At 47.9% G+C, this 24,003-nt stretch carries 18 protein-coding genes; 13 read left to right on the forward strand and 5 right to left on the reverse strand.

Annotation, left to right across the window (positions count from 1 at the left end):
* The first annotated feature begins 16 nt into the window (after positions 1–16).
* The 7 genes from IEW74_RS09005 to pgmG all read left to right on the forward strand — a co-directional run bounded on the left by IEW74_RS09005 (position 17) and on the right by pgmG (position 8,483).
* Positions 17–2,074 (forward strand): molybdopterin-dependent oxidoreductase, encoded by a 2,058-nt coding sequence (locus IEW74_RS09005; protein ID WP_188663988.1) that lies wholly within the window; start codon positions 17–19, stop codon positions 2,072–2,074.
* Positions 2,071–2,823 carry a division plane positioning ATPase MipZ gene (locus tag IEW74_RS09010; RefSeq protein ID WP_188663990.1) on the forward strand — a complete coding sequence of 251 codons (753 nt, stop codon included), beginning with the start codon at positions 2,071–2,073 and terminating at the stop codon, positions 2,821–2,823. Before IEW74_RS09005 ends, IEW74_RS09010 begins: the two co-directional genes overlap by 4 nt.
* 7 nt (positions 2,824–2,830) lie before the next feature.
* Positions 2,831–3,304 (forward strand): J domain-containing protein, encoded by a 474-nt coding sequence (locus IEW74_RS09015; RefSeq protein WP_188663992.1) that lies wholly within the window; start codon positions 2,831–2,833, stop codon positions 3,302–3,304.
* The gene (locus tag IEW74_RS09020) at positions 3,297–4,736 is read left to right on the forward strand and encodes a hypothetical protein (RefSeq protein WP_188663994.1); all 1,440 of its coding nucleotides are present in this window, start codon (positions 3,297–3,299) and stop codon (positions 4,734–4,736) included. Before IEW74_RS09015 ends, IEW74_RS09020 begins: the two co-directional genes overlap by 8 nt.
* 87 nt (positions 4,737–4,823) lie before the next feature.
* Complete coding sequence (gene galU, locus IEW74_RS09025; protein WP_444545762.1) at positions 4,824–5,699, forward strand: UTP--glucose-1-phosphate uridylyltransferase GalU; 876 nt, start codon at positions 4,824–4,826, stop codon at positions 5,697–5,699.
* 21 nt (positions 5,700–5,720) lie between these two features.
* Complete coding sequence (locus tag IEW74_RS09030) at positions 5,721–7,037, forward strand: UDP-glucose dehydrogenase family protein (RefSeq protein WP_188663998.1); 1,317 nt, start codon at positions 5,721–5,723, stop codon at positions 7,035–7,037.
* A gap of 66 nt (positions 7,038–7,103) precedes the next feature.
* Complete coding sequence (pgmG, locus tag IEW74_RS09035; protein ID WP_188664000.1) at positions 7,104–8,483, forward strand: phosphoglucomutase/phosphomannomutase PgmG; 1,380 nt, start codon at positions 7,104–7,106, stop codon at positions 8,481–8,483.
* A gap of 262 nt (positions 8,484–8,745) precedes the next feature.
* Here the strand turns inward: pgmG and IEW74_RS09040 are convergent, their stop codons facing one another.
* Complete coding sequence (locus IEW74_RS09040; RefSeq protein WP_188664002.1) at positions 8,746–9,936, reverse strand: D-alanyl-D-alanine carboxypeptidase family protein; 1,191 nt, start codon at positions 9,934–9,936, stop codon at positions 8,746–8,748.
* 120 nt (positions 9,937–10,056) lie between these two features.
* On the opposite strand from IEW74_RS09040, the gene IEW74_RS09045 reads away from it, so the two are divergent.
* The 5 genes from IEW74_RS09045 to IEW74_RS09065 all read left to right on the forward strand — a co-directional run bounded on the left by IEW74_RS09045 (position 10,057) and on the right by IEW74_RS09065 (position 15,637).
* Positions 10,057–10,725 (forward strand): hypothetical protein, encoded by a 669-nt coding sequence (locus IEW74_RS09045; protein WP_188664004.1) that lies wholly within the window; start codon positions 10,057–10,059, stop codon positions 10,723–10,725.
* Between the two features lie 141 nt (positions 10,726–10,866).
* Entirely contained in the window at positions 10,867–11,592 is a 726-nt protein-coding gene (locus tag IEW74_RS09050; protein WP_188664006.1) for a phasin family protein, read from the forward strand.
* A 174-nt stretch (positions 11,593–11,766) separates the two neighbouring features.
* Positions 11,767–12,096 (forward strand): ATP-dependent Clp protease adapter ClpS, encoded by a 330-nt coding sequence (gene clpS, locus IEW74_RS09055; RefSeq protein ID WP_188664008.1) that lies wholly within the window; start codon positions 11,767–11,769, stop codon positions 12,094–12,096.
* 29 nt (positions 12,097–12,125) lie between these two features.
* On the forward strand, positions 12,126–14,450 hold the full coding sequence (clpA, locus tag IEW74_RS09060; protein ID WP_188664010.1) for an ATP-dependent Clp protease ATP-binding subunit ClpA: 2,325 nt from the start codon (positions 12,126–12,128) through the stop codon (positions 14,448–14,450).
* A gap of 98 nt (positions 14,451–14,548) precedes the next feature.
* Positions 14,549–15,637, forward strand: a complete 1,089-nt coding sequence (locus IEW74_RS09065; protein WP_188664012.1) for a CaiB/BaiF CoA transferase family protein — start codon at positions 14,549–14,551, stop codon at positions 15,635–15,637.
* Between the two features lie 3 nt (positions 15,638–15,640).
* On the opposite strand, the gene IEW74_RS09070 is transcribed toward IEW74_RS09065, so the two are convergent.
* From IEW74_RS09070 to IEW74_RS09085, 4 genes are all read right to left on the reverse strand, one after another.
* Positions 15,641–16,024, reverse strand: a complete 384-nt coding sequence (locus tag IEW74_RS09070) for a hypothetical protein (RefSeq protein ID WP_188664015.1) — start codon at positions 16,022–16,024, stop codon at positions 15,641–15,643.
* 83 nt (positions 16,025–16,107) lie between these two features.
* The gene (locus tag IEW74_RS09075) at positions 16,108–17,322 is read right to left on the reverse strand and encodes a GNAT family N-acetyltransferase (protein WP_229734289.1); all 1,215 of its coding nucleotides are present in this window, start codon (positions 17,320–17,322) and stop codon (positions 16,108–16,110) included.
* The gene (locus IEW74_RS09080) at positions 17,243–17,713 is read right to left on the reverse strand and encodes a RidA family protein (RefSeq protein WP_188664017.1); all 471 of its coding nucleotides are present in this window, start codon (positions 17,711–17,713) and stop codon (positions 17,243–17,245) included. The genes IEW74_RS09075 and IEW74_RS09080 overlap by 80 nt, the downstream gene beginning before the upstream one ends.
* A 151-nt stretch (positions 17,714–17,864) precedes the next feature.
* The gene (locus IEW74_RS09085; RefSeq protein ID WP_188664019.1) at positions 17,865–21,527 is read right to left on the reverse strand and encodes a vitamin B12-dependent ribonucleotide reductase; all 3,663 of its coding nucleotides are present in this window, start codon (positions 21,525–21,527) and stop codon (positions 17,865–17,867) included.
* A gap of 694 nt (positions 21,528–22,221) precedes the next feature.
* On the opposite strand from IEW74_RS09085, the gene IEW74_RS09090 reads away from it, so the two are divergent.
* Positions 22,222–23,994 carry a putative bifunctional diguanylate cyclase/phosphodiesterase gene (locus IEW74_RS09090; protein ID WP_188664021.1) on the forward strand — a complete coding sequence of 591 codons (1,773 nt, stop codon included), beginning with the start codon at positions 22,222–22,224 and terminating at the stop codon, positions 23,992–23,994.
* Positions 23,995–24,003 lie beyond the last annotated feature (9 nt).

A 24,003-nucleotide genomic window follows, 5' to 3' on the forward strand; every position in this document is an offset into this window, starting at 1 on the left:
AAATGAGATTGGTGCTATGTGCTCTGAAATAGTGAAATCCGTCTGTCCTCACGATTGCCCCAGTGTTTGCCCGCTGGAAGTGGAAAAATTGGGGGCACAACGAATTGGAAAGGTCAAAGGCAGTTCTGAAAACCCGTTTACGGGCGGCCTTCTGTGTGGAAAAGTTTCCAGATATCAAGAACGTATTCATCATCCTGATCGTTTGCTTTACCCCTTAAAACGCACAGGGGCCAAGGGAAGCGGACAGTTTGAACGCATTTCATGGGATCAAGCCTATGATGAAATCTGTTCCAATTTAATCCGGGTTCGCGAAGAAGACGGTCCAGAAGCAATCTGGCCGTTTTACTATGCAGGCACGATGGGATATTTGATGCGCAATGGCATCAACCGGTTATCCCATAAACTGGGGTTCAGTGCCATGCAGGGGACCTATTGTGTGGCCCTGAGCGGTCCAGGCTGGCAATCCGGTGTCGGGGCGCAATATGGCCCTGATGTACAGGAAATGAAAAAATCAGAACTGATTGTGATTTGGGGACTGAATGCGGTTTCCAGTCAAATCCATTTAATGACCCATGCCCTTGCCGGGGTGCGCAATGGGGCAAAACTGATTGTTGTCGATCCCTATAAAAACAAAACAGCCGACAAGGCCCATATGCATATTGCCTTGCGCCCCGGTACGGATGGGGCGCTCGCCTGTGCCGTGATGCATTTGCTGTTTAAAGAAGGATATGCTGATCGGGAATATCTGGCAAAATATACTGACGTACCGCAAGAACTGGAAGAACATTTAAAGGATAAGACACCGCAATGGGCCTCTGACATTACCGGATTACCTGTTCATACGATTGAAAGTTTTGCCCGTCTTTATGGCAGTACGAAAAAAAGCTTTCTGCGCGTTGGTCATGGCATGACCCGATCACGCAATGGGGCGCATAATATGCATGCCGTATCCTGTTTGCCTGCCGTCACGGGGGCATGGCAGTATGAAGGCGGCGGCGCTTTATATGGTCAAGGCGGATTGGCAAAATTGGACTTAAACCTGATTGAAGCCAAAGACGGTGACAAATGTGGCGCCCGTGTGCTGGATCAATCACGTATTGGGGAAATTCTGAATGGCAGTCCTGAAGCCTTGAAAGGCGGATCGCCGGTTAAGGCCTTATTTATCCAAAATACCAATCCGCTTGCCGTTGCCCCGGATACTGAGGCCGTGTGCGCTGGGTTTATGCGGGATGATTTGTTTACCTGTGTACATGAACAATTTATGAGCGAAACGGCAAAAATGGCCGACATTGTTTTACCGGCTACGATGTTTTTGGAACATGATGATCTATATACCGCCAGCGGTCATTGCACATTGCAGGTTGCCAAGGCTGTTTTGGATCCGGCCGGGGAATGTAAATCCAACCATGAAGTCGTGAGCACCCTTGCAAAACGCTTGGGCGCAACACATCGAAGCTTTGATCTGAGTGACCGGGAAATCGTGGAAGAAACGTTACAGGCTTCAGGTTATCCACCGATGGATGAAATCATCGAAAAAACAGGGCATGATTTAACCCCTTCATTTGAAGAAGCTCATTTCTTGAACGGTTTTGCGCATCCTGATGGCAAATTCCGTTTTAAACCGGACTGGCCTGCGCTGGGGCCATTAGGTGCTGAAATGCCGGAATTACCGGGTCATTGGAATGTGATTGATGAAAAATCAGAGGAACGCCCGTATCGTTTGATCACACCGCCGTCACAAAACTTTTTGAATAGTACCTTTAGTGAAACCAAAACGTCACGTATTAAAGAACGTTGTCCTGAGGTCAAGGTAAACGAACGTGTCATGCGCCGTCTTGGTATTGCAGAAGGGGAACTTGTACGGATCGGGAATGAACGCGGTAGTGTTCTGTTGAATGCAGTTGCGGTCAAAGGCCAGCATGAAGATACGCTTGTCGTCGAAGGGATCTGGCCGAACGAAAGCTTTATCGAAGGTAAGGGAATTAATACGCTGGTGTCATCACAACCGGGTTATCCCAACAATGGTGCTGTTTTTCACGATACATCTGTCTGGTTGGAGGTGCCAAACGCATGACTGCGCATGTCATCGTTTTCGGGAATGAAAAAGGCGGCAGTGGGAAATCCACTGTTGCCATGCATGTTATTGCCGCGCTTTTGGATCACGGACTTCAGGTGGGGTCCATTGATCTGGATTTACGTCAGGGCACATTATCGCGATATGTGGAGAACCGAACCAAGGCACAACGTTTGTTAAAGGCACCGGACCATGTGCGAATTGTGGAAGACAACGGTCATTTTGAGGATGCGTTTCAACGACTAAGCGAGGCAGAAGATGTAATCGTGATTGACACCCCCGGACACGATAGCCCATTGGGGCGTCTGGCCCATAGTTTTGCCGATACGTTGGTGACCCCCTTAAATGACAGCTTTATCGATCTTGACGTCTTGGCACGTGTGAACGGGGAAAGCTTGCAAATCGAACGGCCCAGTCATTATGCGGAAACCGTCTGGAAGCAACGGCAACTGAAAATGCATAAAAATCCGGGGGCTGTGGTCGATTGGATTGTTCTTCGCAACCGTCTCAGCCATCTGGATGCACGCAATAAACGCGATATGGAAGGATTGCTGGATGCTTTGTCAAAACGGATTGGTTGTCGTGTCGTCAGCGGTTTCGGGGAACGGGTGATTTATCGCGAACTTTTTCTAAAAGGTCTGACCATGATGGATATGAAGGGGGATGAACTTTCCATGTCACATGTCGCCGCCCGTCAGGAAGTACGAAACTTGGTTGAGGCAATGAACTTGCCCTGTTTAAAAGGATGAGGGGATTATGATCGCCTATCTCGTACTTGGATTTGCATTTTTATTGTGCCTGTACCTTCTGGGGCGCTGGTTTGTTGAGGCAAATCCAAAAGATGTGATCCGGGTATTGAAATGGTTGATCGGTCTTTCACTTCTGTTAATCATTTTATTTTTGCTTGTCAGTGGTCGGTTGGGATGGGCGCTGGCAGGGCTTCCGGCCTTATATGTCTGGTTTCGCCGTTTTCATAGTTTGTTCAATATCGGAAAAACGGCTCGGTCCTGGTATCGTCAGGAACAAGGTGCGCCAAAAACGCCGCCAAGCCGTGACGGGATGACACGACAGGAAGCATTGGCCATTTTGGGCTTGGAAGAAGGCGCGAGTCCTGAGGAAATAAAAGCCGCTTACCATCGCTTGATTGCACAAGTACATCCTGATAAGGGAGGGTCAGATTATTTGGCGTCTCAAATCAATCAGGCAAAGGATATTTTGCTGAATGATTAAATGTTTTTGGTATGTGCTGCTCGGGGGTCTGATTGCGTTTTCCCCTTATCGTGCGTTGGCAGTTGAATTTTGCGATATGCAAAGCGTTGTTGCGACTTACAAAGCTGCCCTTCATCGAAAAAAATATGGGGATGTGGAAAGCGCACAAAATACATTCCTGAAACTGGCCCATGCGGCAGTTGCCCCGGCGCAGCGGCATGTCGCGGAATATTTTCTAGAAGAAGCCCGTGGTGACATGGCACTGGAAAAAGCAATTATGTGGTCACAATTGGCGGCATGGGGCGGGGATAGCGCCGCACGAGACATTGTTAAACGCGCGGTTGATTCTGCAAGGCATCAGGTGGCAAATACAGGATTGGCGTGGGCGAAAGATTGGCGTCCGTCAAAAGTCGATTGTGGTTTGGGGGCAGGCGAACAACAAAAAGGGGATGATTTTCAGGTTGTCGGGCGTTTTCCCATTATCCGCCATGAAAAATTGGATGAAGATATTTTTGCTGCTTTTGCAACACGTTTGGGTGAAGCGTTAAATGAAGTAGAAGCCGTTGCCCCTTATTTTGCACCATTGGTGCAGCTTATCCCTGCCTTGGAAATTTTACCATCGGGTGAAGGAAGTGATCGTTTCATTCAATGGGGTGAAGAAAATGAATGGGTGCAGGTTTCTGCCGGTTTCTTACATGATCAATCACCGCGACAATTGGCTTACAGTCTTGTGCTGGCCGCGCAACGTCATTTGTTTGCAAAACTGGATGATGCCGAATTTCAGGATCAGATAGCCACTCGATACGGAAATATAAAGATTTATGGGTCGCTTTATGGAGATGTCAAAACGAAAGAGTTTCTTTCGCAAATGAGTGAAGCGATTAAGCAAGCACGTGAACTCCCCGTCATCTTGCGTGATAAGGTGAACTTTCTGGATGAGATCCATTATATGCCACCATCGCGCTTCCACGACAGACGCTTTCCCGACAGCAAATTGTTTGCGACTTATGATTATCGACGCAGTCATCCAGAAAAACGTATGATGATCGTGACACATGAAATGGCGTTCCAAACGACTGAAGAACTCATTCTGGAATTGGTTAGAGTCGGTGAACTTGCCCAACAACATGTACGTATCGAAAGGATGAAAGGGCAGGTGAACAGCAAAAAACGTGAAGATGCCATCTTGCAGGCGTTGCAGGGAAACCTGAAAAAAATGGAAGAAGCCTTCACCGGACAAACCGCCAAAAAACAGGAAAGTGTAGCGACATGGGAAGCCAACGGCCCGGATTCCATTACCAAGGTTTATTGCGATTCTGTTTATGCGCAGGTAAAAGCGGCCATTGCCTTGAAGATGGATGCCATCCGTACGAACCAGACGATCAAATTCCGTAACTGTGTAAAGGCAAGAAAGCTATGGCGGGATTATCGCAGCGGTGAAACAAAAAAATAGTGTAATTTGAGTGCGCGTTTGCTTGCGTTACACAGCATGCTGTGGCACAAAGCCGTGTCCAGAATTGATGTAATCTAGGGGATGAATATGACAAAACCAGTCAGGAAAGCTGTCTTCCCGGTTGGCGGGTTGGGGACTCGTTTCTTGCCGGCGACCAAAGCCTTGCCAAAGGAGATGCTGCCTGTTGTGGATAAGCCTCTCATTCAATATGCGGTTGAAGAAGCAATTGCCGCCGGTATTGAACAGTTCATCTTTGTAACAGGGCGTGGAAAAACGGCGCTGGAAGATCATTTTGACCATTCGTACGAACTAGAAGATACATTGGTCGAAAAGGGTAAAACAGACATTCACAAAGCGGTTTTGGACATTCTGCCCGAACCGGGTAAAGTGTTTTACACACGGCAAATGAAGCCGAAAGGTCTTGGTCATGCCGTTTGGTGCGCCAAAGAACTGATTGGTGATGAACCTTTTGCAGTTTTGTTGGCCGATGATTTGGTCTTGGCGCAGAATAAATGCTGCCTTGCCCAGATGATGGATGTTTACAATCAAACTGGTGGAAACGTGGTTGCGATCGAAGAAGTACCACGCGAAGAGACTTATAAATACGGTGTGCTGAATGTGGTGGAGGATGATGGTCGTATTGCACAGGCAAATGGCCTTGTTGAAAAACCGGATCCGCAAGACGCACCGTCAAACCTATCCATTATCGGTCGTTATATCCTCCAGCCGGAAGTGTTTGCACAGTTGGATAAACAGGAAACGGGTGCCGGGAATGAAATTCAATTAACCGATGCGATGGCCAAAACAATCCCTGCTATTGAATTTAGAGGGTTGCGTTTTGAAGGTCGACGTTATGATTGTGGCTCGAAGTTGGGTTTTATCGAAGCCAACCTTGCCTTTGCCTTAGCTCGTGATGATCTGCGCGATGGTGTGCAGCGTATTTTGAGCGAACTCACACAATAGATTTAAGTATTAGGAAATCCAATGCGTATTGCAATGATTGGTACCGGGTATGTTGGCCTTGTTTCCGGTGCATGTTTTTCGGAATTTGGGACCAACGTCACCTGCGTCGATAAAGACGAAACAAAGATTGCCAAGCTGCATGAAAATATTATGCCGATTTTCGAGCCGGGGCTTGATAAGTTGGTGGAAAATAATGTCAGTGGCGGCCGTTTGGAATTTACAACGGATTTGACAGAGGCCGTGAAGGCCGCCGATGCAGTTTTTATCGCTGTTGGAACACCGACACGCCGTGGTGATGGGCATGCCGATTTATCTTATGTATATGCCGCTGCCAAAGAAATTGCAGAAGCGATGGATGGCTATACGGTTATTGTCAATAAATCCACGGTTCCGGTTGGAACTGGTGATGAAGTTGAAAAAATTATCCGTGAAACGCGCCCCGATGCCGAATTTGATGTGGTTTCCAACCCTGAATTTTTGCGTGAAGGTTCGGCGATCGAAGACTTTATGCGCCCGGACCGGGTGGTGATCGGTACGGAAAGTGAGCGGGCACAGGAAGTCATGCGTCAGCTTTATCGTCCGTTGCATCTGATTGAAACGCCGATCCTGTTTACGCAACGCCGCACATCTGAATTGATTAAATATGCAGCGAATACGTTTTTGGCAGCAAAAATTACCTTTATCAATGAAATTGCCGATTTGTGCGAAAAGGTTGGCGCAGACGTTCAGGCGGTTTCCAAAGGGATCGGTCTGGATGGACGGATTGGTAAAAAATTCCTGCATGCCGGTCCCGGTTATGGCGGGTCCTGTTTCCCGAAAGATACATTGGCTTTGGTGCGTACAGCCCAACAGTTTGACAGCCCTTTAAAGATTATCGAGACGGTTGTCGAAGTAAATGCCGAACGTAAAAAGAAAATGGCGCAGAAGGTGATTGAAGCCTGCGGCGGTTCTGTTGACGGGAAACGAATTGCTGTTCTGGGCGTTGCCTTTAAACCCAATACAGATGATATGCGTGACTCACCAAGCCTTGACATCATTCCGGCATTGCAGTCTGCCGGGGCGAATATTGTTGCCTTTGATCCCGAAGCCATGACGGAAGCCAAAGAGTTATTGCCAAACGTGGAATGGAAAGAAAACTCTTACGCCACGATGGAAGGCGCAGACGCACTTGTCATTATTACGGAATGGAATGAATTCCGTCTGTTGGATTTAAAACGGGTGAAAGAGCTGTTGAAAGCCCCGGTGATGGTTGATTTGCGCAATATCTATAATCGTCAGGAAATGAAAGACGCCGGTTTTGAGTATAGCTGTATTGGCAGACCCAAGCTGGAAGTTTAAGTTTATCCATAAGATCCCCGCTTTTGGCGGGGATTTTTGTACATAGATTATAAAGGGGAAACAGATATGACCATTTCCATCAATCCCAATATTTTGCGCGAATACGATATTCGCGGCATTGTTGGTGATACTTTTACCGAAGAAGCTGTTGAACAATTAGGCCGCGCTTTTGGGACACGCGTTGTTCGTGCGGGCGGCAAATCCGTTGCTGTCGGATATGACGGGCGACTCAGCTCGCCTGCACTGGCTGCTGCTGCTGTGAAGGGCTTGACAGCCTGTGGGCTTCAGGTTTTCGAGGTAGGCCGTGGTCCTACGCCGATGCTTTATTATGCGACCTATGCGTTGAATAGTGATGCGGGGCTGATGATTACAGGCTCGCATAATCCGCCGGATTATAACGGTATGAAACTCATGCTGTCCGGCTTGTCCTTCTTCGGTGCCGATATCCAAGACCTTGGGCGTCTGATTGAAGCTCAGGATTTTGAGAACGGGGAAGGGGAGAGTACACAGCGCCCTCTGCTGAATGGGTATGTAGAACGCATTCTATCCGATTTTAAACCCGGACGAGACTTGAAAATTGCATGGGATGCCGGAAATGGTGTGGCAGGGGAAGCCATGCGCATGATCTGTGACAAACTCCCCGGTCAGCATTCTTTATTGTTTGAAGATATTGACGGGACATTCCCGAACCATCACCCCGATCCAACCGTTGAAAAAAACCTCGTGGATTTAAAAAAGTGTGTTGCCGATCAAGCTTGTGATCTGGGAATTGCTTTTGATGGGGATGGGGATCGCATCGGTGTGGTTGACAGTCAGGGCCGTGTGCTTTGGGGGGATCAGCTTATGGTCATTTGGGCAAAAGAGATTTTGTCGCGTAAACCCGGCTCAACCATTATCGCAGATGTGAAGGCGTCTCAGGTCTTGTTTGATGAAATTGCACGCATGGGCGGTCAGCCGATGATGTGGAAAACCGGGCATTCCCTGATTAAATCCAAGATGAAAGAACTTGAATCTCCGTTTGCCGGTGAGATGAGCGGCCATATCTTCTTTAAGGATGGTTATTACGGTTTTGATGATGCGCTTTATGCGGCAATCCGTTTGATCTCCATTCTGACGCAAACGGATGAAACGTTGGACAGCATGCTGGATGGCATGCCGAAAATGATCAATACACCGGAATTACGTTTTGACTGCCCTGAAGATCGCAAATTTGCCGTTGCAGAAGAAGTCAAGGCACGCTTGGCCGGGGATACGACCCTTAAGGTGATTGATGTGGATGGGGTGCGTGTTGTCACTGAGGATGGCTGGTGGCTATTACGGGCCTCCAACACGCAACCGGTTCTTGTTGCCCGCTGTGAGGCGAAGGATGAAGCCGGGTTGGTGCGCCTGAAAGCAAACCTCGTGGAACAACTGGAAGCCAGCCAAATTGCAGCACCGGATTTCTAAAGGTTTGTCTCTAACAATAAACATAAAAAAACGCCCTCATTTTTTAGGGCGTTTCAGGTTATTGACAAAGCCGCTCAACTGTCATCCCCGACCCTGATCGGGGATCCATCTTTGTCCAATGAGTAACATCTAATCCATTGATTTTAAATGGATCCCGCATCAAGTGCGGGACAACGGCTTTTGGTCAATTATTTACTAAAAACACTTTGTCAGCAGTCTGAAACGCCCTCATTTTTTAGGGTGTTTTTTGTTTTGTATCGTTTTATTTATTCAAGGCCACTTGTGTCGATTTTGCGCGAAAGACCATGCAAGGTTGACGCATTTTTTTCAAGGCACGACAGGCGCGGTAGGCTTCGCGTTTTTCCACGCCGACAACACGGGCACGATACACTGATTTCTGACCGTTTTTCAAAGGCACGACCATAGTCTGAGCACCGCTTAAATAGCTCGGGGCGCGTTTAACTGCTGCGATGGCCTGACGTTCAGCCTTGGAATATGTGCCATAGGCCCCAACCTGAACGCCCCAGCCTGTAGAGCGGCGCTTGGAGGCCACTTCCTGCACGCGTTGTTCTTTTTTGGCTTTCGTTTTTTTCTGGTAGGCGGCCATCATTTGCGGATCAACTTTTGTGAAGGATTGATCAAGAATGCGCGCCATGATGTTGTTGCGTTGTGTGGCTGTCTTGCCGCCAAAGACAACACCGACCAGACGGTGTCCCTCCCGGTTAACCGAAGACACAAGGTTAAAGCCGGAAGCACGGATATAGCCGGTTTTAATGCCGTCCATACCATCGTATTTTTTCATCAGCTTATTGTGGTTGCCGTAGGTACGTCCTTTGTATGTCCAGCTTTCTGTTTTGAAATAGCTGTAATATTGCGGGAAACGTTTCCATAACGTATTGCCCAGTTTTGCCATATCGCGCGCTGTACTGAGTTGGCGACGATGAGGCAGGCCGGAGGCATTGCGAAATGTTGTACGCGTCATGCCGATCTCTTTGGCCTTCTTGGTCATTTCTTTGGCAAATTCCCATTCCGTACCGCCTAAATGTTCGGCAACGACCGTGGCGACATCATTGGCAGATTTGGTGACAAGTGCATAAATCGCATCTTCCACCCGGATGTGGCTACCGCGTTTCAAACCCAACCGAGAAGGGGGTTGCCATGTGGCGCGGCGTGACACACGCATTTTTGTATCCAGCGTGACCTTTTTGCTTTCAAGGGCTTCGAACAGCATGAAAAGGGTCATCATTTTCGTCAGGGAGGCCGGGTAATTGCGCGTATCAGCATTGGTGTTCTGTAGAACTTTACCTGTCTCGGCATCCATCACAAAGGTGGCATATTTTGCCTGAGCAGGTACGATCAGGAAGGTCAAGCAGGCAAAAAGTGCAACCAGTCCCCATTTAACCGCTGTTCGTTTTGTTGTTTGAAATGTTCGATAGTGTGTTCTAGCGTTCATTTTTTCGCAACCTGTCCCGTTCCGTGTGCCCAATAAATTCCATCATGTGAAATGCTTCATGGTCAGTGTGCCTGCAGTTTGATAAGAAAGAGTTAAACAACATGAAGGATTCTTAAAGAAATGTCTATTCTTCGCGCCTTTTTTGCATTGATGCTGGTCATTGTCGTTGCCTCCTGTACCTATCAAGGGGGATTGGAAAATCCGGTGACGAGAAAGTTCACCTGGTTTAGTTATGTAAACGGGGATGATATACGCAAAGTTTGTGCCGGTTTAGGTGCTGACCGCTACCGCTTTGTCTATAACGGGATTTATCAACGCCAAACGCGCACCTATGATGTTTTTTTTCATGCGGGTAAAATAAAGACTTTAGTCACGGGTGAAGCAAATTTGCGCCAAACGTCTGTGCAGGATCTTTTAGGCCCTTGGAGAGGTGTTTCCTCTGAAATTCTTGTAACCGATAAGGTGCTGAAAGATATCAAAAATTCCCTTATTTCGAGTGCTGCGCTGCAACCGGCTCCGCATGGCTTACGCCTCTATTCCGATAAGTTTTACTGGACGGTAGCCGCATGTGTGGATGGTGCATTTTACTTTAACGCGTACCTTTGGCCTTCAAAAAGGTGGGACGCCATGACGTTTGATGATTTGCTTCTATCCCTTGATAACACAGGCGTTCAGGTGGAGGAGCCTAAGCGTTTGTCACCATTGGATATTTGGGGGAGTATGAGTGATGTCAACCCGTTTTTGTTGCAGGTAGGGGAAAATGGATTGATCGGATTTGAAGGTGGGTAAGACAATTTAAACTTTTGTTGCGGTGCAAAAAAATAGTTGACCAAACTCAATTTTATGGTATCTTGTGTTAAATGCTGCAGTGCAAGGTTTAAGCGGTGCAGACGTTGATAAAATCCCAAGTTTTCGCTGATGAGGTTGAAGATGACTAGCACTGACAAGAAAGCTCCGGCTCCTGCCACGAAGTCCACAGCAACAACGCGCAAAGCGCCAGCCAGAAAAGTTGCTGCTGCAAAAAAAGCAGACGCACCTGTGAAGGCTGAACCTGTTGCAGAAACAACTCCGAAAACAGCACCTGCTGTGGAAGCGAAAACCGATGTAAAAACTGAAACGGTTACAACTGCGCCTGCGAAGGCTGCAAGTACTGTTAAGGAAACTTCCGCAACAGATGAAAAACCTGTTTTAGAAGCTAAACTTGAACTCCTCTCTACCCAAATTCAGGAAGGTTACAACGAAATGTTCGAATTTTCTAAAGAGCAAATGGAAAAATTCTTTAAAGTAGACGGTGTTGATACATTCAAGGCTGTTGAAGATGCGATGGCTTTCTCCAAAGGCAATGTTGACGCATTTGTCAAATCTTCCTCAATCGCTGCGAAAGGCGTTCAGGATGTTGCTTCTTTGTTTGCTGAAATCGCACGCACGTCTATTGAAGAAAACATGGCTGCTTCGAAAAAAGTATTTGAATGCAAAACGCCGCAGGAAATCGCTGAACTTCAAGCCGAGTTGTTGAAATCCGGTTACGATAAAATGATGGCAAATGCGACACGCATTTCAGAAGCCTCTACCAAAATCGCTGAAGAAGCTTCAAAGCCGCTGCAAGAGCGCGTTGAAGCTGGCGTTGAAAAACTCAACGTGACAACAGCTGCCTAAAACACTTTTGTTTTAGAAGCCTCGCTTCGAAAAAAACACCCGGTTTTGATGATCGGGTGTTTTTTTATGCGCTATTTTCACCTAGGGGGTTTCATCGTGCATAAAACGGACTAATATTAAAGGAACCGGATACGGACCGGACCAATGGATTGTATAAACGATTGATGAACGAAAATGAGTAACGAAGATCATAGAGACAATGACGACGATGGTGATGTTGGGATTGCGGTAAAAACGCGATCAAAAACCAAGCGCCCGTCTATGTATAAGGTGTTGTTGTTGAATGACGATTACACACCGATGGAATTTGTTGTCCATATTCTGGAACGTTTTTTTGGTAAAAATCAGGAAGAGGCCACACAGATTATGTTGCATGTCCATACCAAAGGCGTGGGTTTGTGCGGGGTGTTTACCTATGAAGTTGCTGAAACCAAAGCCGCACAGGTGATGGACCTGGCCCGACAACATCAGCATCCATTGCAGTGTTCGATCGAAAAAGATTAATAACGTAACGGCAAGGAAGGGATATAAAAATGCTATCGAGAAATTTGGAACAAACCCTTCATCGCGCTTTGGCCCTCGCGACGGAACATAGACATGAAATGGCCACACTGGAACATTTGCTCTTGTCCTTGATTGAGGATCCGGATGCGGTTGCCGTGATGCGTGCGTGTGATGTATCAATTGATCAACTGCGCGAAGACTTGGTCGTTTTTCTGGAAGAAGAACTTAACAACCTTCGCCACGACAGCCCAATCGAGCCGTCCCCGACAAGTGGTTTTCAACGCGTTGTGCAACGTGCGGCCATTCATGTTCAATCTTCGGGGCGCGAAGAGGTCACAGGCGCGAATGTTTTGGTCGCCCTGTTTTCCGAACGGGAATCGCATGCCGTCTATTTCCTGCAAATTCAGGATATGAGCCGCCTTGACGCCGTCAATTATATCTCTCATGGAATTGCCAAAGTACCGGGGCTTTCTGAAGATCGTCCTGTTCATGGGGCTGACAGTGACGGGGAACAGGATGATGAAGGTGCAGAAGACCGCGCCAAGGCTTTAGATACCTATTGCGTCAATCTGAATGAAAAGGCAAAAGAAGGAAAAATTGACCCGTTAATCGGTCGTCAGGCCGAATTGGACCGTACCATTCAGGTTTTGTGCCGCCGCAGTAAAAATAATCCCCTGTATGTTGGTGATCCCGGTGTGGGGAAAACAGCAATTGCAGAAGGCTTGGCCCTGCGCATTGTTGAAAAACAGGTGCCGGAAGTTCTGAATGAAGCGATCATTTATGCCCTTGATATGGGGGCACTTCTGGCAGGAACCCGCTATCGGGGTGACTTTGAAGAACGTTTGAAAGCCGTTGTTAAAGAATTGGAAGCCCGCCCGCATGCGGTTCTGTTCATTGATGAAATCCACACGGTCATTGGGGCCGGGGCCACCAGTGGCGGCGCGATGGATGCCTCGAACCTGCTGAAACCTTCTTTGGCGAGCGGGTCTTTGCGGTGTATCGGTTCGACAACCTATAAGGAATATCGGGGCCATTTTGAAAAAGATCGTGCCCTTGTGCGCCGTTTCCAGAAAATTGATGTTGCAGAACCTTCTATCGAAGATACCATCAAGATTTTGCGCGGCTTGAAACCCTATTACGAAGCACATCACAAGGTCCGCTATACCAATGATGCGCTGAGTGCGGCGGTTGAACTCTCTGCCCGATATATCGGGGATCGCAAGTTACCCGATAAGGCAATTGACGTGATTGACGAAGTCGGTGCATCGCGTATGTTGCTGCCGGAAAGTAAACGTCGCAAAACGGTAACGGTGAAAGATGTGGAAGATACGGTTGCAAAAATTGCCCGGATCCCACCAAAATCCGTTTCAACGGATGATAAAGAAACGTTGAAAAGTCTGGATAATGACCTCAAACGCATGGTGTTCGGGCAAGATTTGGCCATCGATAAGTTATCGACAGCGATTAAACTGTCACGGGCCGGGCTGCGTGAACCGGATAAACCGATCGGTAGCTATCTATTCTCCGGTCCCACCGGGGTCGGTAAAACCGAAGTGGCCCGCCAATTATCCCGCACATTAGGGGTGGAGCTGTTACGCTTTGATATGTCTGAATATATGGAACGACACAGCGTATCCCGATTAATCGGTGCACCACCGGGCTATGTTGGATTTGACCAAGGCGGGCTGTTAACCGATGGCGTAGACCAACATCCGCATTGTGTTGTCTTGTTGGATGAAATTGAAAAAGCACATCCCGACCTGTTTAATATTTTGTTGCAGGTGATGGATCATGGCAAGTTGACGGATAATAATGGCAAGACCATTGATTTTCGTAATGTCATTTTGATTATGACCACCAATGCCGGGGCAGCCGATTTAGCGAAAAATGCCATTGGCTTTGGTCGCGAAAGCCGCGAAGGCGAGGATCAGGAAGCGATTGAAAAACTGTTCACACCGGAATTTCGCAACCGTTTGGACGCGATTGTTCCGTTTGCCAATCTGTCCGAAGATGTGGTTGGTAAGGTCGTTGACAAGTTTATTATGGAACTGGAAGGCCAGCTGGCCGATCGCGGCGTTGAATTCCAACTGACACCGGCAGCGCGCAAATGGTTGGGCAAAAAAGGTTATGACAAACATTACGGTGCCCGTCCATTAAGCCGCGTTATTCAAGAACATATCAAGAAGCCGTTGGCTGAAGAATTGCTGTTTGGAAAACTGGTCACAGGCGGATTGGTTAAGGTCAAGATCGACAATAACAAAGTGGTGTTTGAATTCCCGCAAGAGGAATTAGCCGCCAAACCGAAACGCAACACGGATAAAAAAGCAAGCAAGGTACCGGCAACGGTTAAATAAATGTTTGCCTTCCAAACAATGTTGTGCCTAGATTAAGAAAACGGGTCATTCTTCCCTTGTCGGGAGGGATGACCTTATCTTGATGAGAAGAGGCACCTATGTTCGACAATTGTTTAGAAAATATTCTAGTTCTGGATCTCTCCCAATATATTCCCGGTCCTTTTGCGACGATGACTTTGCGTGACTTAGGTGCCGATGTCATTAAGGTGGAACCGCCTGTGGGCGATCCGATGCGTTTTGCCTTTATGGAAGGTGAAGACGGGATATCTCCTCTTTATAAGCAATTGAATGCAGGGAAATCCGTTGTCAAAATTGATTTAAAATCGACAGAGGGCAAGGCCGCTTTTACTAAGTTGGTAAAGAAAGCCGATGTCCTTTTGGAATCCTTTCGCCCCGGTGTCATGGGTCGTTTAGGGTTTGACCATGACACCTTGAAACAAATGAACCCGAAACTGGTGCATTGTGCGTTGTCCGGTTATGGACAAAACGGACCTTATGCGCAGGTTGCAGGCCATGATATGACATATGTGGCCTTGACCGGGGCCTTGTCACAGACCGGGCACAAAGACTGTGGGCCGGTACCGATTTTCCCCCCACTGGCGGATCATAGCGGGGCGATGCAGGCGGTCAGTTCCATTCTGGCGGCATTGTTTCGTCGCGAACGTACAGGGCAGGGGGCTTTTATTGACGTAAGCCTGTTTGAGGCGGCCTTGAGCTGGAATTATCTCAGTTTAACACCAGCAGCGAAAGGCAAAGTCGATGCCTGTGGGCAGGGGGAACTGACCGGCGGTGCCGCTGCGTGGTATGGGATTTATGAAACAAAAGACAATCGCCATTTTGCCTTTGCACCGATTGAACCCAAATTTTGGCAAAATTTCTGCAAAGCCGTTGGGCGGGAGGATCTGATCGCTCGCCAAAACGAACCGCAACCCCAAGACGATCTGATTGCGACTTTACGTGATTTGTTTAAGATGCGTACATTGGATGAATGGGCCGCCCTGTTATTGCCTGCTGATTGTTGTATGGAACCAATCCATAGCCCGGATGCGGTTTTGACACATCCACATGTTCAGGCGCGCCAAATTGCATTTGGGGATGAAATCCGTTTTCCGGCATGGGTTGATAATCAACCACCCAAAGCGCGCCCGGCTATGAAAGAAGTTACAATTGAAAGCCTGCTGGAATAGGGATTAGTGTCTTTCCATACAACTGAAACAAGGTTGATCTACATTAAAAACGGCTTGTTTGGCCCAGAAACGAATGCGTTCAATGGCGTCTTCTTGTGATATTGCCTCTATCTTAGAAAAAGAGAGATAAATGTCATCCAACTGGTCGCGTGCCGAAAGGGAATGGGCATAAGACGGGCAACCGCATTTGTCCTGACAGGCCTTTTTGCTGATCAGGTATGTTTCCATTTGGTTTTGTAGGTTTTTGATTAAGCTCAGGATATGACGCGGGGACTTGCCTCGTGATAACTCGTCGCAAATGGCGTTGACATATGCGGCGATGATTGGATGGCTGTTATCAATGAACGGGTATCCGGTACGCTGTGTTGTATTGCTGTGGAGTAACATTTTATATTTTTATTCCTGCTTCCATATCTGTTTGTATTATGGGGCAGGCTTAAAAAGATAACCTCACTCATTTGAGTGATTTTTTATTGAGAATCCGTCTTATAGGGGGACAGTTTCATCAGCTCTTGCATTTCCATGCGGTTGACTGTTTTGTCGTGTTCCAGAAAATCATCAACGGCATTACGAAATGAAGGATTTGCAATCCAGTGTGCGCTGTAGGTTTCAACAGGCAGATATCCGCGTTGAATTTTATGTTGCCCCTGGGCACCAGCCTCTACGCGCTTTAATCTGTTGGCAATGGCATAGTCAATCGCTTGATAATAGCAGGCTTCGAAATGTAAAAAACGATAGTCTTCCAGACAGCCCCAATATCGTCCGAACAAGGTGTCATTGCCTTTTAAATTTAAGGCACCTGCGACAATGCGTTGATCTTGCAAGGCAAGGACTAAGACGGTTTGATCCCCAAGGCGCTGCCCCAAAAGGGAAAAGAAATCCCGATTGAGATAAGGGTGCCCCCATTTGCGCCCCGATGTGTCGAGGTAAAAATCGTAAAAAGCATCCCAATGATGTTCCTGAATTTCAGGCCCACTGAGTGTTGTAAGCTTGATACCGCTTTCAATAACGGCTTTTCGTTCCTTGCGGATTGCTTTTCGTTTGCGTGACGATAAGGCATTTAGAAAGTCATCAAAATTCTCATAATGATGATTGGTCCAATGATATTGATGCCCTATGCGGCCCAGCATCCCCAAATCCTGCATCATTTCCCATTCCTTTTTCTGGGCAAAATTGATGTGAAGGGAGGAGACACCGATTTTATCGGCATGGGCAAGCAGGTGGGTCAGAAGTTGTTTCTTATCTTCGGTGCTGCAATCGGCATGTGTTAACAGGCGTTGCCCGCTGACTGGTGTGAACGGAATAGCGCAAAGAAGTTTTGGGTAATAACGTCCACCGGCACGTTCGTAAGCTTCAGCCCATGACCAGTCGAACACATATTCGCCATAGGAGTGACTTTTTAAATAAAGGGGAGTACAGGCGTTAATTTGTCCGCTATCGTCTGTTAAAACAAGATGTTGTGGCAACCATCCATGATCGGGATGGACGCAACGACTATCTTCTAATGCGCATAGAAATGCATGTGTGGCGAAGGGATTATCTTCGCCCACACATGCGTCCCACATTTGTGGATCGATTTGATTGATCCGTTCGAATTGCGCGATTTTAGGCAAATTCGAAGACACCATCAATTTCAACAGAAACGCCAAGGGGCAGGGCGGCAACACCCACGGCAGCACGGGCATGTTGTCCGACAGGTTCGCCGAAAACTTCGACCATCAGGTCTGAGGCACCATTAACGATTTTTGGCTGGTCGGTAAATTCCGGCATACTGGCGACAAAGCCACCCAGTTTGACAACCCGTGTAATACGATCCAGGTCGCCGCCAACGGCTTCTTTTACCTGAGAGATTAAATGGAGGCCGCATAAACGGGCAGCGGCCATACCGTCTTCCACGCCTAAATTTTCGCCATAACGACCAATATATTTTAATTCACCATCCAGCATGGTGATCTGGCCGGAAACGAAAATAAGGTTGCCGGTTATGACGTAGGGTACATAGTTGGCAACTGCTTTATTGGCTTTGGGTAAGGTGATCCCTAACTCTTGCAGGCGTGCTTCGATTTTACCAGCCATTTTTAGTCCTTTTATTTGGAATATCAATAATTTGAATTTAGGTGAAGAGGGGGAAAGAACAAGTGCTATTTTATGAAAATAAAGGGGAAAGTTGCCGAAATGGCCCGCTTTCCCCTTTATTCAGTCTTCGCTTCGTCTTATTTGGTGGTGATTAGGAACAACCAGATGTTGAACCGCAAGTCACGCACTTCAGGCAGGTGCCGTTACGCACCAAGGTGAAGTTGCCACATTCGGGGCACGCATCGCCTTCATAACCTTTCATACGGGCTTCGCGGATTTGTTCCAGCTTTTGGTCGGTTTCTTCAAAAATATCGGGTTCGCCGTCGATGGTTGCTGCGGCTGCCAGATCGGCTGTACCGCTTGCGGCAGAACCGCTGACGGAACCGCCACTGGGCGAGCCTTCAGAACCTTCGCCCGGCTTACCCTTAAAAACCAGGAAGCGACCACGCATGTAACCTTGGGAGGCCACGCGTTCAATCATCTGGTTTGCCTTATCCTTATCTTCTTGCGGAAGTTCGGATTGGGCTTCACCCCCACCAACAGTATCATGGTGTAAATCGTCCGGTTTAATGTGGGCAAGGTCGGAACGATCCATATAAGATACCGCAAGCTCGCGGAAGATATAGTCAAGAACGGAAGAGGCCATTTTGATGGTGTCGTTACCTTCCACCATACCGCTTGGCTCAAAGCGGGTGAATGTGAAGGCTTCCACAAATTCATCCAGTGGCACGCCATATTGCAGACCCAAGGAAATGGCAATGGCGAAGTTGTTCATCAAAGAGCGGAAGGCCGCGCCTTCTTTGTGCATATCGATGAAAAGTTCACCCAATTGACCGTCTTCATATTCCCCGGTACGCAGGTAAACTTTGTGACCGCCGACAGATGCTTTTTGTGTGTAGCCTTTACGGCGATTCGGCAGTTTGCGCCGTTGGGCAACAACGCGCTCAACGATGCGTTCCGCCACCAGTTCCGCTCGTTTTGCAGACGGTTGGTCTGCAACAGTTTCTGCGAATGTTTCGTCCGCATCCTCATCTTCCAGAACCTGTGCCTGCAACGGTTGTGACAGTTTGGAACCATCACGATAAAGCGCATTGGCTTTCAAGCCCAGACGCCATGACAGCAGGTAGGCTTCTTTGCAATCCTTAACCGTGGCGTTATGTGCCATATTGATGGTTTTGGAAATGGCCCCGGAAATAAAGGACTGGGACGCCGCCATCATGCGAATGTGGCTTTCAACAGACAGGAAGCGTGTCCCTTTGCGTCCACAAGGTGTGGCACAATCAAAGACGGGTAAATGTTCGTCTTTCAGGTGCGGGGCACCTTCCAATGTCATGGAGCCGCAAACATATGTATTGGCATTGTCGATTTCTTTTTTGTCGAAACCAAGTTCCACCAGCATATCAAAGGTTGGGTCGTTTAGCTTCTCCGCGCTGATCCCCAGTTTATCGACACAGAACTTTTCACCAAGCGACCATTTGTTGAAGGCAAATTTGATATCGAACGCATCGGCAAGTGCTTTTTCCAAAGCTGCTAAAGCTTCGTCATCAAAACCTTTTTCACGCAACTGTTCGTGGGTCAGGAAGGTGGACCCTTTCAACGTGCCATGCCCAACAGCATAGCGGATCATATCGTTGGTTTGTTGTTCTGTGTAGCCCAGTTTGATCAGGGCTTGTGGGACAATGCGGTTGATAATTTTGAAATAACCACCGCCAGCAAGTTTTTTGAACTTCACAAGGGCGAAGTCCGGTTCAATCCCTGTGGTGTCGCAATCCATAACCAGACCGATTGTTCCTGTCGGTGCAATCACAGACACTTGTGCGTTGCGGAAACCATGTTCGTTGCCAAGTTCCAAAGCGCGATCCCATGATTTGCGGGCGGCTTCCACAAGGCTGCTTTCCGGGCAGTTGGAGGCATCCAGCGGAACCGGCAGAACAGCAAGGTTTTCGTAATCGTCTTTCAGGCCCTGTGCGGCACGGCGGTGATTGCGAATAACGCGCAACATATGGTCTGCGTTGTTGGCATATCCCGGGAAAGCCCCCAAGCTTTGTGCCATTTCTGCAGATGTTGCGTACGCTTCACCTGTCATTAGGGCGGTGATCGCCCCACATAAAGCGCGGCCTTCTGCACTGTCATACGGCAGGCCAGAGGCCATCAGCAGGCCGCCGATATTGGCAAAACCAAGTCCCAATGTCCGATAATCGTAAGAACGTTGTGCAATCTCCTTGGATGGGAATTGCGCCATCATAACCGCGATTTCCAATGTCACCGTCCAGATGCGAACTGCATGGGAGAAAGAGGCAACGTCAAACGTGCCGTCTTCTTTGGTGAATTGCAGCAGGTTCAAGGAGGCAAGGTTACAGGCGGTATCATCAAGGAACATATATTCCGAACAAGGGTTGGACGCATTGATGCGACCATCGCTTGGGCAGGTGTGCCATTCGTTGATGGTGCTGTCAAACTGGATACCCGGATCGGCACAGGCCCATGCGGCATAACCGATATTTTCCCAAAGCTCTTTGGCCTTGATCCGTTTGGCAACGCTGCCGTCTCTGCGGTTGATGAGTTCCCATTCGCCGTCATCCAATACCTTTTGCAGAAATTCGTTGGAAACACGGACTGTGTTGTTGGAATTTTGGCCCGCAACCGTTGTGTAGGCTTCGGAATCCCAATCCGTATTGTAGGCCGGGAATTCGATATCGGTGTAGCCTTGTTTGGCAAATTCAATAACACGCTGGATATAATTTTCAGGGATCATGGATTTGCGCGCGGCAATGATGGCTTTTTTCAGCGGCTTGTTCTGCTTGGGATCAAACGCATCTTCGCTGTCGCCTGCCGTGCAGCAGGCTTCCATAATGGCACCCATATGTTTTTGGGCAAGTTTGGAACCCGCAACAAGGGCAGCAACTTTTTGTTCTTCTTTTACTTTCCAGGAGATGAATTCTTCAACATCGGGGTGATCGACATCGACAACGACCATTTTGGCCGCACGACGGGTGGTGCCACCGGATTTAATCGCACCTGCGGCGCGGTCCCCGATTTTCAGGAAGCTCATCAAGCCGGAGGATTTACCGCCACCGGACAGGGGTTCGCCTTCCCCGCGTACGTTGGAGAAGTTGGAACCGGTCCCTGAACCATATTTAAAGAGACGGGCTTCACGAACCCACAGATCCATGATGCCGCCTTCATTGACCAGATCATCCTGAATGGACTGGATGAAACAGGCGTGAGGCTGGGGATGCTCATAAGAGGATTTGGAGCGCACCAGTTTACCAGTCTTGAAATCGACGTAATGGTGGCCTTGGGCCGGACCGTCAATACCATAGGCCCAGTGCAGGCCTGTGTTAAACCACTGCGGGGAGTTTGGTGCACCCATTTGCGCGCACAACTGATAACGCATTTCGTCAAAATAGGCACGCGCATCGGCTTCGCTATCAAAATAGCCGCCTTTCCAACCCCAATACGTCCAAGTTCCCGCCAAACGGTCAAAAACCTGTTTGGCAGAATGTTCGCCGCCAAACTGGTCTTCGGCAGGAATGGATTTCATCGCATCTTGATCAGGAACGCTTGCCCATAACCACTGAGGGACGTCCTTTTCTTTTACAGCTTTTAAAACGGCGGGAATGCCGGCTTTACGGAAATATTTTTGAGCCAGTACATCGCATGCAACCTGGGACCAGCTTTCCGGGACTTCCAGATCACTGGCCTGAAAGACGATGGAACCGTCCGGGTTACGGATTTCGCTACTTGCTTTACGAAAGACAATACCGTCGTAAGGTGATTTATCTTCGTGCGTGAAATGACGTTGAATACGCATTGATGCCCCTGATGCCTCTTACTTTTAAAAGAATGGCTTAAAATCGTTAAACAAAATTTTGTGGTTATCCCGTCCCAGCAACGTTGTGCACACCTATATTGTGGGTGCCTTCTTCCGTCATGGGCACAAGATGTAGAACATTTTATGAAATGGATTTCAAGGTACTACCAAAGTATAGTTATTCACCGTTACTAACCCGAAATAATCAGAACGTTAGCTACACTGCCGATTCCGCATACCTTTTGCCTGTGGAAAAAAAATCAAAAAAAAAATCACAAAAAAACCTCTTGAACTGTTTCATTTTTAGGCAAAATCTCGCAACCCCTTGTGTTTACTTGCTGTCAAAGGCACTAGGTATGGTGTGGTGAGTGGGGGAGGTCGAAAAGCTAGGGAAACTCTAATGAGAATCGAATTTTGCTTGCTTGATTGATGGTAAATATGCCAGTTTTTTACTGCAAACGGATAAAAGAATCGCAATCCTTTGTGAAAACACACCTCAAAAGGTAGAATTGTTCCAGAATGCTTTTTGCGCTATATGTTGCACAAAGATGAAACAAATCTTGCAGCAATATTTCAGAAACGATCAGAAGTCAGGTAAAGATCGGGAAATTTGTGCTATGATCCCCAGCGAGAATTTGGGGTGGGACCAATTAAATTGACTAAAGAACATAAAAAAACGGCGCTTGAACAAAAAATGAAACCCCTCGACGATGAGACACCGCAAGAATTGAAAGCGGAAATTTGCAAACTCAGGAATGCGTTGCGCGAATCAGAAAATCGTCTGGGGAAAATGATCGGTAACTTGCCGGTGACTTTGTTTCGACTGGAAATGGACGCACGCGGAAAAATTTCCTTTCCTTATATCAGCTCTACGATCAGTTCTTTGGTGGGGGCTGATGAAGACGCAATCACGCAGGATGCCGATAATTTTCTAAATTTGCTGGATCAAAGGTTGCGCGACAGGTTGTTTCGTCGTTTGCGTCGTTCTGCACGCAGCAATACGCCTTTTGATCAAGAGGTCTGTTTGCTGGACGACAAGCTTGGCAAATTATGTATCCGTGTTTTTGCCAATGTGGCTGTCCATAATAAAGAGGGAACGATCTGGGACGGGGCGGCGATGGATATCACCGGACAGCACTTGCTGGATGAACGCCTGCGATATCTTGCTTACCATGATGAGATGACCCAATTGCCCAACAGAATGGCTCTGGAAGAACATCTCAATATTTTGTTTGAGGAAAAAGACGAGAGTTTTGCCGTTTTGGCTTTGGCGATTGATCGGTTGGATCTGGTCAATGATACATTGGGGCAGGAAACAGCAAATCGATTGGTGACAACCGTGGCAAGCCAATTGGCCGACTTTCTGCCCAAAGGGACCTTTTTAGCCCATCCACGGGCGGAAAGCTTTTCGATTGTCTTGCGCCATATTGATGGTGATATGAGTGTTGCCGAGATTGCCGAACGTATTTTGGAACGCATGAAAATTCCGTTTGATATTGGTACGCGTCGCCTTGATGTCAGTGTCAGTATGGGAATCAGTCTGGCCCATCGTGATGGTGAAAATGCCGAAAGCCTGATGATGAATGCGGATACGGCCTTACGTCGTGCTCATTTGACCTCGCCGGGCGGTTATCGTTTTTATGTCGAGGAAATGAATACCCGGGCCTTGCGGGTCTTGGCCTATGAAAACCGATTGCGCAAGGCGATTCTGCGCAAAGAATTTATCCCTTTTTTCCAGCCGCTTATCGATGTGAAAACCGGCGAAATTGCAGCGATGGAGGCCTTGGTACGTTGGCGTCACCCGCGTCTGGGGTTGGTTTGGCCGGGTGAATTTATTCCGGTTGCCGAAGAGGCAGGGTTAATCGGTGATATTTGTCATCAGGTTCTTTATGAAACCTGTATGACCGCAAAACGATGGATGGAGGCCGGTTACGGGGCCATTCCAATGGCGGTGAATATATCGTGGCGACAATTTGCCCAACCGGAACGTCTTTTGCAGTTGATGAGTGATGTTTTAAAAGAAACCGGAACACCACCGGAATTGATTGAGCTTGAACTGACGGAAAGTTCGGTAATGGAAGAACCCGATTCTGCCATTCGCACCTTGAATGATCTGCGAGAATTTGGGGTCATGGCATCCATTGATGACTTCGGGACCGGATATTCTTCCTTGTCCTATTTGAAACGTCTGCCCATTTCCAAATTGAAAATCGACCGTGCTTTTATTAATGAAGTGACGCATAACGAACGTGATGCCGCGATTGTGGATGCGATTATCAGGTTGGCGCAAGCCTTGGGGTTGAAGACGGTGGCAGAAGGGATTGAAACGCAAGAACAGTTTGAATTTTTGAAAGAAAAAGGCTGTGATTTGGGGCAGGGGTTTTTGTTCAGCCGTCCGGTTCCTGCTGAGGATATGGAAAAAATACTGCAAGAGGGTGGATTTTCTGATTTCAGAGTCTTGCAGTAAACCGCTTAA

The sequence above is a fragment of the Terasakiella brassicae genome (assembly GCF_014641495.1).
GTDB classification, from domain to species: Bacteria; Pseudomonadota; Alphaproteobacteria; order Rhodospirillales; family Terasakiellaceae; genus Terasakiella; species Terasakiella brassicae.